15 protein-coding genes and 2 pseudogenes are annotated in these 13,605 nt (G+C 69.4%); 4 read left to right on the plus strand and 13 right to left on the minus strand.

Annotated features, from left to right (window positions below; translation table 11 throughout):
* The 3 genes and pseudogenes from BN4348_RS62640 to BN4348_RS31800 form a co-directional block, all read right to left on the minus strand.
* Positions 1–868, minus strand: a pseudogene (locus BN4348_RS62640) (ATP-dependent helicase); the annotation flags it as partial.
* A pseudogene (locus BN4348_RS31795) lies at positions 865–2,244 on the minus strand (DEAD/DEAH box helicase); the annotation flags it as partial. The pseudogenes BN4348_RS62640 and BN4348_RS31795, both read right to left, overlap by 4 nt.
* Before the next feature lie 45 nt (positions 2,245–2,289).
* Positions 2,290–2,955, minus strand: a complete 666-nt coding sequence (locus tag BN4348_RS31800; RefSeq protein WP_066908075.1) for a TetR/AcrR family transcriptional regulator — start codon at positions 2,953–2,955, stop codon at positions 2,290–2,292.
* Positions 2,956–3,203: 248 nt separating this feature from the next.
* On the opposite strand from BN4348_RS31800, the gene BN4348_RS31805 reads away from it, so the two are divergent.
* Positions 3,204–3,587 carry a hypothetical protein gene (locus BN4348_RS31805; RefSeq protein ID WP_066908078.1) on the plus strand — a complete coding sequence of 128 codons (384 nt, stop codon included), beginning with the start codon at positions 3,204–3,206 and terminating at the stop codon, positions 3,585–3,587.
* 1 nt (position 3,588) lies between these two features.
* On the opposite strand, the gene usfY is transcribed toward BN4348_RS31805, so the two are convergent.
* Together usfY and BN4348_RS31815 are read right to left on the minus strand one after the other, a co-directional pair.
* On the minus strand, positions 3,589–3,924 hold the full coding sequence (gene usfY / locus BN4348_RS31810; protein ID WP_066908080.1) for a protein UsfY: 336 nt from the start codon (positions 3,922–3,924) through the stop codon (positions 3,589–3,591).
* Between the two features lie 22 nt (positions 3,925–3,946).
* Positions 3,947–4,327 (minus strand): hypothetical protein, encoded by a 381-nt coding sequence (locus BN4348_RS31815; RefSeq protein WP_066908083.1) that lies wholly within the window; start codon positions 4,325–4,327, stop codon positions 3,947–3,949.
* Positions 4,328–4,573: 246 nt separating this feature from the next.
* On the opposite strand from BN4348_RS31815, the gene BN4348_RS31820 reads away from it, so the two are divergent.
* On the plus strand, positions 4,574–5,011 hold the full coding sequence (locus BN4348_RS31820; RefSeq protein ID WP_066908086.1) for an ATP-binding protein: 438 nt from the start codon (positions 4,574–4,576) through the stop codon (positions 5,009–5,011).
* Positions 5,008–5,796: an RNA polymerase sigma factor SigF gene (locus BN4348_RS31825; RefSeq protein ID WP_066908092.1), complete on the plus strand. Its 789-nt coding sequence runs from the start codon at positions 5,008–5,010 to the stop codon at positions 5,794–5,796. Before BN4348_RS31820 ends, BN4348_RS31825 begins: the two co-directional genes overlap by 4 nt.
* Here the strand turns inward: BN4348_RS31825 and BN4348_RS31830 are convergent.
* The 7 genes from BN4348_RS31830 to BN4348_RS31860 form a co-directional block, all read right to left on the minus strand.
* Positions 5,767–6,186, minus strand: coding sequence for an STAS domain-containing protein (locus tag BN4348_RS31830; protein WP_066908156.1), 420 nt, complete (start codon positions 6,184–6,186; stop codon positions 5,767–5,769). The two genes, BN4348_RS31825 and BN4348_RS31830, sit on opposite strands and share 30 nt — an antisense overlap.
* A gap of 179 nt (positions 6,187–6,365) precedes the next feature.
* Positions 6,366–8,159: an acetyl/propionyl/methylcrotonyl-CoA carboxylase subunit alpha gene (locus BN4348_RS31835; protein ID WP_066908095.1), complete on the minus strand. Its 1,794-nt coding sequence runs from the start codon at positions 8,157–8,159 to the stop codon at positions 6,366–6,368.
* 119 nt (positions 8,160–8,278) lie between these two features.
* Positions 8,279–8,698, minus strand: a complete 420-nt coding sequence (locus BN4348_RS31840; protein ID WP_066908099.1) for a SufE family protein — start codon at positions 8,696–8,698, stop codon at positions 8,279–8,281.
* Positions 8,695–9,588, minus strand: a complete 894-nt coding sequence (locus BN4348_RS31845; protein ID WP_066908102.1) for a sulfurtransferase — start codon at positions 9,586–9,588, stop codon at positions 8,695–8,697. Before BN4348_RS31845 ends, BN4348_RS31840 begins: the two co-directional genes overlap by 4 nt.
* Before the next feature lie 85 nt (positions 9,589–9,673).
* Positions 9,674–10,327: a Maf family protein gene (locus tag BN4348_RS31850; protein ID WP_066908105.1), complete on the minus strand. Its 654-nt coding sequence runs from the start codon at positions 10,325–10,327 to the stop codon at positions 9,674–9,676.
* Positions 10,324–10,563 carry an acyl-CoA carboxylase epsilon subunit gene (locus BN4348_RS31855; RefSeq protein ID WP_066908108.1) on the minus strand — a complete coding sequence of 80 codons (240 nt, stop codon included), beginning with the start codon at positions 10,561–10,563 and terminating at the stop codon, positions 10,324–10,326. Before BN4348_RS31855 ends, BN4348_RS31850 begins: the two co-directional genes overlap by 4 nt.
* Positions 10,560–12,200 carry an acyl-CoA carboxylase subunit beta gene (locus BN4348_RS31860; RefSeq protein WP_066908111.1) on the minus strand — a complete coding sequence of 547 codons (1,641 nt, stop codon included), beginning with the start codon at positions 12,198–12,200 and terminating at the stop codon, positions 10,560–10,562. The genes BN4348_RS31855 and BN4348_RS31860 overlap by 4 nt, the downstream gene beginning before the upstream one ends.
* Positions 12,201–12,377: 177 nt before the next feature.
* Here BN4348_RS31860 and BN4348_RS31865 point away from each other — a divergent pair, with 177 nt between their 5' ends.
* Entirely contained in the window at positions 12,378–12,890 is a 513-nt protein-coding gene (locus tag BN4348_RS31865) for a PH domain-containing protein (protein WP_066908159.1), read from the plus strand.
* Here the strand turns inward: BN4348_RS31865 and BN4348_RS31870 are convergent.
* Positions 12,845–13,516, minus strand: a complete 672-nt coding sequence (locus BN4348_RS31870) for a GtrA family protein (RefSeq protein ID WP_066908114.1) — start codon at positions 13,514–13,516, stop codon at positions 12,845–12,847. The two genes, BN4348_RS31865 and BN4348_RS31870, sit on opposite strands and share 46 nt — an antisense overlap.
* Between the last annotated feature and the right edge of the window lie 89 nt (positions 13,517–13,605).

The raw sequence follows: 13,605 nt of genomic DNA on the forward strand, positions 1-13,605 counted from the left end.
CGGCGCCGGGCGGGGCGTCGTCCCCGCCGGGAAACCCGGTGTCGGGCAGCCGCACCACGATGCCGTCATCGGAGGCGGTCGGCTTCTCGTCGAGGCCGTAGCGTTCGCGCAGCCGCCGCCCCACCGCCAGCGCGAGCGGTCCGTGCACCCGCAGCCCGTACGGGGAATGCAGGATCACCCGCCAATCGCCCAGCTCGTCGCGGAACCGCTCGACCAGCAGGGTGGTGTCGGTGGGCACCACCCCGGCCGTGGTCCGCTGCTCGTCCAGCAGCCCCCACAGGTTGTCGGTCGCGTACGCGTCGAAACCCAAAGCGCCACAACGTTTGTCGAACGCCGCGCGGTTCAGTCCGGCCAGCTCGCCGGTGAACGCGCCCAGCGCGGCGCCGAGCTCGGCCGGGCGGCCGGCGTCGTCGCCGCGNATGATGTGGGCCGGCGCGCCGCCGGGCACCTGCGCGTTGAGGTCGGTTCCGAGCGCGATCCCGCAGCGCTGGGCGTGAATCTCGTTGAGCCGCGCGGTAAGCCGTTCGGCCAGTCGCCGGGAGTTGGCGAACACGATCGTCGAGGAGTGCGATTCGATCAGGTCGACCAGGCGCGCCTCGACGTCGGGCCAGATGCTGTTGTTCGCCAGGTTGGCCATGTCGGGCACCGGCACCTGCACGGTGAGCTCGAGGGTCTTGGCCGACGGAGGGGCCACGATGGTGGTGGGCGACTGTCCGGACAAGAAGCGCGCCAGCTCCTCGGGCGGCCGCACGGTCGCCGACAACCCGATGCGCTGGGCGGGGCGCCCCGAGGATGAGGCGTGGCGCAGGTCGTCCAGCCGCTCCAGCGACACCGCCAGGTGCGCGCCGCGCTTGCCGCCCGCGNCAGCGCGGCGGCCGCCACGGTCTGTTGCGCCAGGATGTCCAGCGGGTTGGCGGGCACCCGCATCGTCTCGATCTGGCCGGCGAGCATCCGCTGCACCGTCACCGCGCAGCCGATCAGGTCGGTGCGGTGCTTGGGGAACAGCACCCCCTGGGACACCTCGCCGACCTGGTGGCCGGCCCGCCCGATGCGCTGCAGGCCGCTGGCCACCGACGGCGGCGCCTCCACCTGGATCACCAGGTCGACGGCGCCCATATCGATGCCCAGCTCCAGGCTCGACGTCGCCACCACCGCCTTGAGCAGCCCGCGCTTGAGGTCCTCCTCGACCAGGGCGCGCTGCTCCTTGCTGACCGAACCGTGGTGGGCGCGCGCGAGCACGGCGTCGGCGCCCAGCGTCTGGCCGCTGCCCATGATGTGGGCCGGCGCGCCGCCGGGCACCTGCGCGTTGAGGTCGGTTCCGAGCGCGATCCCGCAGCGCTGGGCGTGAATCTCGTTGAGCCGCGCGGTAAGCCGTTCGGCCAGTCGCCGGGAGTTGGCGAACACGATCGTCGAGGAGTGCGATTCGATCAGGTCGACCAGGCGCGCCTCGACGTCGGGCCAGATGCTGTTGTTCGCCAGGTTGGCCATGTCGGGCACCGGCACCTGCACGGTGAGCTCGAGGGTCTTGGCCGACGGAGGGGCCACGATGGTGGTGGGCGACTGTCCGGACAAGAAGCGCGCCAGCTCCTCGGGCGGCCGCACGGTCGCCGACAACCCGATGCGCTGGGCGGGGCGCCCCGAGGATGAGGCGTGGCGCAGGTCGTCCAGCCGCTCCAGCGACACCGCCAGGTGCGCGCCGCGCTTGCCGCCCGCGATGGCGTGAATCTCGTCCACGATCACCGTCTGCACGCCCGCCAGGGTTTCGCGCGCGGCCGAGGTCAGCATCAAGAACAGCGACTCCGGGGTGGTGATCAGCACGTCGGGCGGGTGCGCGATGAGTTGACGGCGCGCGGCGGGCGGGGTGTCGCCGGAGCGGACGCCGACGCTGATGTCGGGGGCCGGCAGCCCGTGCCGCTCGGCGATCCGGGTCAGCCCCGCCAGCGGGGTGCGCAGGTTGCGTTCGACGTCGACCGCGAGCGCCTTGAGCGGGGACACGTACAGCACCCGCGTGCCGGCCGGTCTTTTGGCCGGCCCGGCGAGACTATCCAGGGCCCACAGGAACGCCGCGAGCGTCTTGCCGGATCCCGTCGGCGCGATCACCAGGGTGTTGTCGCCCCGCGCGATGGCGTCCCAGGCCTGCGCCTGGGCGGTGGTCGGCGCGGCGAAGGTGGCCTGGAACCACTCGCGTGTGATCGGGCTGAACCGGCCCAGCGGGTCCGGCCGGGGACCGGCGCGAGTGTTCACCTCACCATGGTGCCAATGCGCACCGACAAAATAGCGCGGGCCTCGTCAGAGCCTCGCGGTGGCCATGGCCTCCGACAGCTCTTTCGGAATCTCGGGCACCCGGGCGATGGCGTCGAGCAGCGCGTGCGCGCAGGCGTCGGCCAGCCGGTCGGCGTCGGTCGTGGGGTCCATGATGCGCTGCCGGCAGATCTCGAAGGTGAAGGCCAGCCAGCCCTGGATGATCACCCGCAGGTCCCGCTCGACTTCGGGCCGCAGCGCGCTGGTGTCCGGCATCCCACTGACGACCTCGCCGATGCGGGACATGATGTGTTCCATCTGGCGGTTCTTGGCCTCGTCGTCGATGCCGAGCAGAACCGGGTCCGACCGGCCGAGGCCGACGTAGGCGGCCCAGGCGGCCTCCGGATTCTGCTGGTGATAGGCCATGTAGGCCAGCACACCCATCCGGATCTCCTCGAACATCGTCAGGCCGGCGGGCGGCGGGTTGTTGGTCGCCTCGTACAGCCGGTCGGCCTCGTCCTTGACGACGGCGGCGAAGAACGCCCGCTTGTCCGGGAAGTAGTGATACATCAGCGCCCGGGAGACCCCCGCGCGCTCGGCTATTTCGTCGATGCGGACCTCGTCGTAGGGTCGCTTCCCAAAGACTTCTGCCCCCAAAGCGAGCAGCTCGGCGCGTCGATCCTCGGGGGATAAGCGCCTCCTGGCTGTCGGCATGTGTCAGATAGTACCCATCGGACATGAGACGACCCTTGCACCAGCGTCTTCGCCGCCGATCCGAACCTAACGCCCTGGTCAGGGTGGGTCCCGCCCGGGCGTCATGACCGTTTACCGTGGTTTGCTGCCGGGTATCTGTTCCTATGCGTTCTGTCGCCGGGCGTGGGCGCCGCGCGGGGGTTGGTAACTAATTCGGCGCGGCGGACGATGGACTAAAAGCAGCGGGCAGCCGGATATGAGGGGCAGCGATGCACAAAGCGGAGGAGCGGTCGCCCGGCGACCGCTTGGGGCAGGAGGACGGCGAGGTGCACGCCGCGATCCGGTTTGCCGTGCTCGCCGCGGCCGCCGGGGTCGGCTTCGTGGTCCTGGCAGCTCTGTGGGTCAGCACCTGCCCGGCGACGGGCGTGGACACGGTGGCCTGCGGCGCGCCGCAGCGCACGACGCTGGCATTCGGTGGTCCGCTGATTCTGTTTGCCGGAGGCCTCTGGGCGTTCGTGCGCACCTACCGGGTGTGGAAGGCGCACGGCACCTGGTGGGGATGGCACGGCGCCGGCTGGTTCTTGTTCACGCTGATGGTGGTGGCGCTGGGCCTGGGTGTTTCGCCCATCGCCGGGCCGGTGCCGGCTTGGTAGCTCAGGACCCGGCCGGGCCCTGGCTGACGGCGCGCCGGCGCGGCGGGGTGCCCGCTTCCGCGGTGAGGTGCCACTGCTCGTCGATGCGGGCCACCCGGCGATGCTCCACGACGAACCACAGCGCCGCCGCGACCACCCCGAGCACGGCGACCAGGCTCGTCGTGGCGAGCCATTCGTAGTGCCCGTAGGCGGCGGCGGCCGTCGTGCTGATCATCCCGCCCAACGCGACGATCAGCAGGATGAACCCGGGCCAGTAGAGGTTGTCCTTCATCGTGAAACCGGCGTGCGGTTGCGTGGTCCGGAAATGATCCGTCGGATCGCGGTGCCTGTCACCCATAACGTCTCCCTCCGTCGTCCGGTCAGGCCGTGACGGCCTGGTCGCGGGCGAGCACCTCGGGCAGCGATATCGCCCCGATGGTGGTGATCAGCCACACCACCACGATGGCGGCGGCCCAGGACGCGACGCCGACAATGGTGAGCCCGTGGGTGAACACCGCGGCCAGCGCCAGCGCGACAAGCGTCAGCGCCAGGCCGGAGCCACCGAGGAGCAGCGATGCGTACGCGCGCGGCAGCCTGACGATCGCCAGCGACAGCGTGGCCTGAGCGGCCGTGAACAACACCACGGCGACGATGAACCCCGACACCGACACCGACACGTTCGGAACGACCCGGGCCGCCACCAGCAGTCCGATCGACCACGACGCAAGAAGAACAATCGCGCGAAGCAGAGCCTGCTTCATGCACCAAGTGTAGGTCTTTCGGGTCGCGACTGTTAAGCAGCTGACGCGCCTTGCTGGGTTATTCGCCGCCGCAAGTGGGTATCAGCTCTAGACCATGACTGCCGGAACCGTTCCCGCCTACCGCCGAAGCGATCACCATGACCAGAGCGATCCCGGTCGTGCCGCATGACCAACCGGTTGGAACCGACGGTCGACGGCGGGCTGCGCAGCAGTAGTAGTGTCGAGCCGACATTGCCGGGAGACCATATGACCGATGCGGGATCGCGCGCTAACACGCGTCAACGCGGCCATCGGGCCGTCGAATTGCACGTCGCGGCACGCCTGGAGAACCTGGCGATGTTGCGCACGCTCGTCGGTGCCATCGGCACCTTCGAGGACCTGGATTTCGATGCGGTCGCCGACCTGCGGCTCGCGGTAGACGAAGTGTGCACCCGCCTGATCCGCTCGGCCACACCGGACGCGACGTTGATCGTCGTGGTCGACCCGCAAGACGACGAATTGGTGGTGGAGGCGTCCGCGGCGTGCGACACCCACGACGTGGTGGCGCCCGGCAGCTTCAGCTGGCACGTCCTGACCTCCCTGGCCGACGACGTCCAGACGTTCCACGACGGTCGCGAGCCCAACGAAACGGGCAGTGTTTTCGGTATCACGCTGACCGCGCGACGGGCGGCCTCTAGCAGGTGACAGCGCGAGCTGCAGGCGGTTCGGTCTCGCGGCCGAACGAGTATGCCGACGTCCCGGACATGTTCCGGGAACTCGCCGGCGTCGCCGCCGACTCGATGGAATTCCAGCGCCAGCGCGACAAGATCGTGGAGCGCTGCCTGCCGTTGGCCGATCACATCGCCCGCCGGTTCGAGGGCCGGGGCGAACCGCGCGACGACCTGGTCCAGGTGGCGCGGGTCGGCCTGGTCAACGCCGTGGTCCGCTTCGACGTCGAGACCGGATCGGACTTCGTCTCCTTCGCGGTGCCCACCATCATGGGGGAGGTCCGCCGGCACTTCCGTGACAACAGCTGGTCGGTCAAGGTTCCGCGGCGGCTGAAGGAACTGCACCTGCGGCTGGGCACCGCCACCGCCGATCTGTCGCAGCGGCTGGGCCGGGCGCCGACCGCGACCGAACTCGCCGCAGAACTGGGGATGGAACGCGACGAGGTCGTCGAGGGTCTGGTGGCGGGCAGCTCCTACAACACGCTGTCCATCGACACCGGTGGCGGCAGCGACGACGACGACGCCCGTGCCATCGCGGACACCCTGGGTGACGTGGACGCCGGCCTCGACCGCATCGAGGATCGGGAGGCGTTGCGCCCCTTGCTCGAGGCGCTGCCCGAGCGGGAACGAATGGTGTTGGTGCTCAGGTTCTTTGAATCGATGACGCAGACTCAGATTGCCGAGCGGGTAGGCATCTCCCAGATGCACGTGTCCCGGCTGCTGGCCAAGTCGCTAACGCGGCTGCGGGACCAGCTGCAGTAGCGGTCGCGACCCCGAGCCGTCGGCCCGGCTCGGCTTCAACAGCTGCTCGGCGTGCGGCGTCGTCACCGGCAGCGTGCCGTCGGGGTCGCAAATGCGCAACAACCGCGCCACCACCGGGCCGGGCACCATGGCCCAGTGCACCTGGGCCGCCGAGCACGCGACGTTGATCCGGTGTATCGCCGAAAAACCGGCCGTGCCAATGAATTCCAGGCCGCGAAGGTCCAGGATTATGCGCCGCGAACGCCTGACGCTGCGTTGCACATAGGCCGCGAGCTGATCGGCGTTGGCGGCGTCGAGCTCGCCGTCGGCGGTGATCACGGTGCCCACCGCGCTCCAGCGAGCGGTGAATTGAGCCGTGCGGCTTTGTTGCCAAGATTGGGCCACAGACATGCTTGTCTCCGTCATTAGGAGGATCCTGCTGTGGATGACGTCAGGTGGTCGGTGATGGTTCAACACCCGGGAGTTCGCACGCCCAGCGGCCCCCGACGTCATCCGGGCGGCTGTGAACTCAACCTGACCTGAACCCTACCCGCGGCGGGGCGGGCCTTCAACGTCTGGTGACCGAACGGTTACTTGATCTCGGCGAGAACCGTGCCCTGGGTGATGGCCGCGCCGGCCTCGACCGCAAGCCCGGTGATGGTGCCGTCCTTGTGGGCCGTGACCGGGTTCTCCATCTTCATCGCCTCGAGGACCACCACCAGGTCGCCGGTCGCGACCTCCTGGCCTTCCTCGACGGCGACCTTGACCACGGTGCCCTGCATGGGCGCGGTCACCGCGTCGCCGGAGGCCGCCGCCCCCGCGTGCGACCCGCGCTTGCGGGGCTTGGGCTTCTTGCGAATGACGCCGGCCGGGTCCGCGGCGCCATTGGACAGGGCCAGGTCACCGGGCAGCGACACCTCGAGCCGGCGGCCGCCGACCTCGACGACCACCTTCTGGCGGGGCCGGGTGTCCTCCTCGTCCAGGGGCTCGCCGCCCGTGAACGGCTCGACGGTGTTGTTCCACTCGGTCTCGATCCAGCGGGTGTGCACCGTGAAGCCGTTGTCGTCGCCGATGAACGCCGGATCGGACACCACGGCGCGGTGGAACGGGATCACCGTCGCCAGGCCCTCGACCTCGAACTCGCCCAGGGCCCGCCGGGCCCGCGCCAGCGCTTCGTGCCGGTCGGCGCCGTACACGATCAGCTTGGCCAGCATCGAGTCGAACTGGCCGCCGATCACCGAGCCGGTCTCCACCCCGGAGTCCAGCCGCACGCCGGGGCCGGTGGGCGGGTGGAACTTGCTGACCGGGCCGGGCGCGGGCAGGAACCCGCGGCCGGCGTCCTCGCCGTTGATCCGGAACTCGATCGCGTGCCCGCGCGGTGTCGGGTCCTCGGTGATGTCCAGCTTCTCGCCGTCGGCGATCTTGAACTGTTGCAAGACCAGGTCGATGCCCGCGGTCTCCTCGGTGACCGGGTGCTCGACCTGCAGCCGGGTGTTGACCTCCAGGAAGGAGATCAGGCCGTCCTGGCCGACCAGGTACTCGACCGTGCCGGCGCCGTAGTAGTGGGCCTCCTTGCAGATCCGCTTGGCCGACTCGTGGATCTCCTTGCGCTGGGCCTCGGTGAGGAACGGCGCGGGGGCCTCCTCCACCAGCTTCTGGAAGCGGCGCTGCAGCGAGCAGTCGCGGGTGCCGGCGACGACGACGTTGCCGTGCTGGTCGGCGATCACCTGGGCCTCGACGTGGCGCGGCTTGTCCAGGTAGCGCTCCACGAAGCATTCGCCGCGGCCGAACGCCGAGACGGCCTCGCGCACGGCCGACTCGTACAGCTCGGGGATTTCCTCGAGGGTGCGGGCCACCTTCATGCCCTTGCCGCCGCCGCCGAACGCCGCCTTGATCGCGATCGGCACGCCGTACTCCTTGGCGAAGGCGACCACCTCGTCGGCGTCCTTGACCGGGTCGGGCGTGCCGGGCACCAGCGGGGCCTTGGCGCGGGCGGCGATGTGGCGCGCGGTGACCTTGTCACCCAGGTCGCGGATGGACTGCGGGCTCGGCCCGATCCAGATCAGGCCGGCGTCGATCACCGCCTGGGCGAAGTCGGCGTTCTCCGACAGGAAGCCGTAGCCGGGGTGGACGGCGTTGGCGCCGGACTTCGCGGCCGCGTCGAGGAGCTTGCCGAAGTCGAGGTAGGACTCCGCCGAGGTTTGGCCGCCGAGGGCGAACGCCTCGTCCGCCAGGCGCACGTGCGGCGCGTCGGCGTCGGGCTCGGCATACACCGCCACGCTGGGCAGGCCCGCATCCCGGGCCGCGCGGATCACCCGGACCGCGATCTCACCGCGGTTGGCGACGAGCACCTTGGAGATCCTCGAGCTGGCGTGACTGGCCACTGCGCCTCCTGTTTGGCTGGACGTCATTCGTCTCTAAGAGATTTTCTTACAAGTCTTGTCCGGGGAAGTTTATGCGGCGCGCCGCGCGCCCTGAAACCCGGTCTCCAATCCGTTTCTGATCAGGCCGCCTCGCGCAGGCGGCGCTTGATCCGGGCCAGCATCGCCGACATGCCGCGCAGCCGCAGCGGGCTGATCAGAGCGGCCAGCCCCAGATCGGTGTAGAAATCCTCGGGCACCGCCAGGATGTCCGCCGCGGGTTGTTCGTCGAGACCGGCGGCCAGGATCGAGGCGAATCCCCGGGTGGTCGGCGCCTCGGCGGGCGCGCTGAAGTGCAGCCGCACCCGGCCCGGGTCGCTGGCGTCGACGTGCAGGAACAGCGGCGACTGGCATTCGGGCACCGGCTCCATCGCCGACTCCTGCAGCTCCGGGGGCAGGGCCGGAAGCTCGTTGGCGAATTCCAGCAGCAGCCGCAGCTTGTCCTGGCCCTGGACCTCGGCGAAGTCGGACACCACCTCGGCCAGCGGCGCGGGCATGCTCATGGGACCGGCACGGCTCCCGGTTCGGGGCCCCCGACGATCGGGACGCGCACCGTGTTGCCCCACTCGGTCCACGATCCGTCGTAGTTGCGGACCCCGGGCTTGCCGAGCAAATGCGTGAGCACGAACCAGGTGTGGCTGGAACGCTCGCCGATGCGGCAATAGACGACGGTCTTGTCGTCCGGCTGCAGGAAGCCGTAGAGCTCTTCGAGCTCGGCGCGGCTGCGGAACCGCCCGCTCTCGTCGACGGCCTTGGCCCACGGGATCGACCGGGCGGTGGGGATGTGCCCGCCGCGCAGCACGCCCTCCTCCGGGTACTCGGGCATGTGGGTGCGCTTGCCCGTGTACTCGTCGGGCGAGCGCACGTCGATCAGCGGCTGGCTGCCGAGGATGGCCAGCACGTCGTCCTTGTACGCGCGGATGGGCCCGTCGTTGCGCTGCACGACGGGATAGCCGCTCGACGTCTTGGTCGGGACGTCCAGGGTGGTCTCGCGGCGCTCGGCGAGCCACAGGTCGCGCCCACCGTTGAGGAGGCGGACGTCGGGGTGGCCGAACAGCGTGAAGACCCACAGCGCGTAGGCCGCCCACCAATTGCTCTTGTCGCCGTAGATCACCACGGTGTCGTCGCGGGCGATGCCCTTGCGGTCCATCAGCTCGGCGAAGTGCTCGCCGTCGATGTAGTCGCGGACCCTCGGGTCGTTGAGGTCGGTGTGCCAGTCGATCTTGACCGCGCCGGGGATGTGGCCGACGTCGTAGAGCAACACGTCCTCGTCGGACTCGACGATCACCAGGCCGGGGGCGCCCATGTTGGCCGACAGCCAGTCGGCGGTGACGAGTCGTTCGGGGTGGGCGTATTCCGTCAGGGACGGGTGTGGATCGGCGGGTAAGGACACGAAGTCGAGCCTACCGCTGGCGCCGAAAGCCCATGCAGCGACACATAAGCGTTTGCGACGACACGCCGAGGCGCGTCGCGACGGATTATGGCTCGCGGGTACTGGTGGGCGCGGCCGCCCACAGCGCGGCCACCGACAGGCCGACCCGCCCCAGCAGCGAGCGCAGCAGCGGCAGGCTCACCCCGATGACGTTCGACGGGTCGCCGTCGATCGCGTCGACGAACCAGCCGCCCAGCCCGTCCAGGGTGAATCCCCCCGCCACGCCCAGCGGCTCGCCGGCCGCGACGTAGGCCCGCAGATCCGCCTCGGCCGGCTGCCCGAAATGCACCGTGGTGCAAGCCGATTCGATCGCGCGGTGGGTGATCGCAGCGCCGCTCAACCGCAGCAGGCAGTGCCCGGTGTGCAGCCGGCCGGACCGGCCGCCCATCAGGTGCCACTGGCTCACGGCGGCTTCGGCCGAGCCGGGCTTGCCGCACAGCCGCCCGTCGACCGAGAGCATCGAATCACAGCCGAGCACAACGCAATCCGCCGCGACGGCGCGATCCACGTCGCCGGCCACCCGGTCCGCCTTGGCGGCCGCCAGCGCGCACACCACCTCGTCGGGCGAGGCGCCCGCTCCCAAACTCGCGGTGATCGCGTCCTCGTCGACGCCGGACACCACGACCAGCGGATCGACGCCGGCCTGGCGCAGCACCTTCAGGCGACCCGAAGAGGCTGACCCCAGCACCAGGCGGGTCACTGCTTCAGGTGCGTCATCTGCTGCAGGGTGAGCCGCTGGTAGTTGGACATCGCGTACCGCAGCCGGTCGACGGGAAGGCCCCAGCGGGTGCGCTCCGGCTCGGCGGGCTCGGGGACGCCGCCGCCGACGCCGCCCAGCACGGCGACCAGCGCGGCCAGCTCCTCGTCGGTCGGCGTGCCCTTGAGGACCTGGATGTGCGGCTCATGCTCGTGCGGGTGCTGGGTTTCGTCTGTCATAGCGGAATGTTCCCGTGCTTCTTGGGCGGCAGGTGGGAGATCTTGCGTTCCAGCAGGCGCAGCGCCGTGCCGATGTACCCGCGGGTGTACGACGGCGGGATCACCGCGTCGACGTATCCGCGCTCGGCCGCGACGTAGGGGTTGACGAGGGTGTCCTCGTACTCCTGCTGCAACTGCAGCCGCAGCGTGTCGACATCCTCGCCGTTGCGGGCGGCCTCGCTCAGCTGCTTGCGGTAGACGAAGCCCACCGCGCCCGAGGCGCCCATGACGGCGATCTGGGCGCTCGGCCAGGCCAGGTTGACGTCGCAGCCCATGTCCTTGGAGCCCATGACGCAGTAGGCGCCGCCGTAGGCCTTGCGGGTGATGACGGTGATCTTCGGCACCGTGGCCTCGCCATAGGCGAACAGCAGCTTGGCGCCGCGGCGGATGATGCCGTTGTACTCCTGGCCGGTGCCCGGCAGGAAGCCCGGGACGTCCACCAGCATGATGATCGGGATGTTGAAGCAGTCGCAGGTCCGCACGAAGCGGGCCGCCTTCTCCGAGGCGTTGATGTCCAGGCAGCCGGCGAACTGAGTGGGCTGGTTGGCCACGATGCCGACCGGCCGGCCCTCGATGCGGCCGAACCCGACGACGATGTTCTGCGCGTAACCGCCCTGGATCTCCAGGAACTCGTCGTCGTCGAGGATCCGGGTGATCACCTCGTGCATGTCGTAGGGCTGGTTGGGGGAGTCCGGGATCAGCGTGTCCAGCTCGAGGTCCTCGTCGGTGAGGTTCTCCTCGATGGGGCCGTCGGGGGCCGGCACCGCGTAACGCGGCGGGTCGGTGGCGTTGTTGGGCGGCAGGTAGCCCAGCAGGTCGCGCACCCAGTCGAAGGCGTCCTGCTCGCCGGACGCGACATAGTGCAGGGTGCCGGACTTGGCCATGTGCGTGTGGGCGCCGCCGAGCTCCTCCATGGTGACGTCCTCACCGGTGACCGTCTTGATGACGTCGGGCCCGGTGATGAACATCTGGCTGGTCTGGTCGACCATGACCACGAAGTCGGTCAGGGCGGGCGAGTAGACGTGGCCGCCCGCGGCCGCGCCCATGATCAGCGAGATCTGCGGGATGACCCCGGACGCGATGATGTTGTTGCGGAAGATCCGGCTGTACAGGCCCAGCGAGACGACGCCCTCCTGAATCCGCGCGCCGGCGCCGTCGTTGATGCCGATCAGCGGGCGGCCGGTCTTGAGGGCCAGTTCCTGGACCTTGACGATCTTCTCGCCGTAGACCTCGCCGAGGCTGCCGCCGAACACCGTGGCGTCCTGGCTGAAGATGCACACGTCGCGGCCGTCGATGGTGCCGTAGCCGGTGACCACCCCGTCGCCGAGCGGGCGGTTGTTCTCCAGGCCGAAGTTGCTGCTGCGGTGCCGCGCCAGCGCGTCGAGTTCGACGAAGGAGTCCTCGTCCAGCAGGGCGTAGATGCGCTCGCGGGCGGTCAGCTTGCCCTTGGCATGCACCTTCTCGACGGCCTCCTCGCCCACCGGGTGCAGCGACTCTTCGCGCCGCTTGTGCAGCTCGGCCAGCTTGCCCGCGGTGGTGTGGATGTCGATGGTGTGCTCGGCGGCGGGCTCGGCGGTGTGGTCGGTAGCGCTTGTCATGGGACTCGATGGTATCGGCAGCCCCCGCGCCGCAGTTTTAGGCTGGGTGGAGTGACGGATCGAGATTCGCTTCGGCAACCGTTGGATCAAGCCGCGCTGCGCGCCGAGCTGATCGGGACCGGGCTGGGCTGGCGCCGGCTCGACGTCGTGGAGCGGACCGGCTCCACCAACGCCGACCTGCTGGCGCGGGCGGCCGCCGGGACCGACGTCGCCGNGCTGCACCGCCACCCGCACTGGAAGCGCCTGATTACCCCCGTCGTGGTGCTGGTGCTGGCGACGGCGCTGGCCGCGTTCGGATCCGGCTACCTCAACTCGACGCACTGGGAGCAGCTCGCCAAGAACATCATCTACGGGGTCATCTGGGGGATCTGGCTGGTGATCGTCGGCTGGCTGGCGCTGTGGCCGTTCCTGGATTGGCTGACAACGCATTTCGTCGTCACCAGCCGGCGGGTGATGTTCCGGCACGGGGTGCTGACCCGCAGCGGCATCGACATCCCGCTGGCGCGGATCAACAGCGTGGAATTCCGCGACAAGCTCACCGAGCGGATGTTTCGCACCGGCACGCTGATCATCGAGTCGGCGTCACAGGATCCGTTGGAGTTCTATAACATTCCGCGGCTGCGCGAGGTGCACTCGCTGCTATATCACGAGGTTTTCGACACCCTGGGTTCTGAGGAGTCACCGAGCTGACCGAACCGGCTCGCCTTTTTCCGCCAGGACCGCAGCGGCGTGACGTTGCTCTCTTCCAAGCCGCCCTCGTACGCGTCCTCCAAGACCTCCGCGAAACCACCGGCGGTCAGCGCCGATTCCAGCGCCTTGTCGGGGTTGCGGGCGAATTCGTCGGGGAACACCCAGCGCCGGAACGCCCAGAAGCGGAACGCCATCTGCATCAGGTTGCCGATGATGTAGGCCGAGATGAAGTCCGCGATGTTCTCCACGGTCAGCGACACCGTCGGCACCCGCAGCTGCAGGACGTAGCTCGAGACCCACAGCGGCGCCATCGACAGCAGCACGCCCACCCCGCTGAAGGCGAAGAACAGCAGCGCCTCGTGGTGGCGCTCGCGGCCCCCGCGGTCGCGGAAGCTCCACTCCCGGTTCAAGACGTAGGACGCGATCACCGCGACGATGCCCGCGATAACCTTGGCGGTGACCGGCTTGGGCTCGAGAACCGTCAGCTTCAGGGTGTAGAAAATCGCCGAGTCGATGATGAACGTGGTGCCGCCGACGATCGCGAATTTGATCAGCTCGTGATGGCGCAGCAAATACGGCTGAAAGGCCTCGGGTAGGCGCGAGATGGCGGCATCGGCGAAGGACACAACACGTCAGTGTACGGACGGACTCGAAAACGACGCAAAATGGTACATAACGATCGGGCGTCTCGGCCGGTCACCACGACGCCCGACGA

Source organism: Mycobacterium interjectum, assembly GCF_900078675.2.
Lineage (GTDB): Bacteria > Actinomycetota > Actinomycetes > Mycobacteriales > Mycobacteriaceae > Mycobacterium > Mycobacterium interjectum.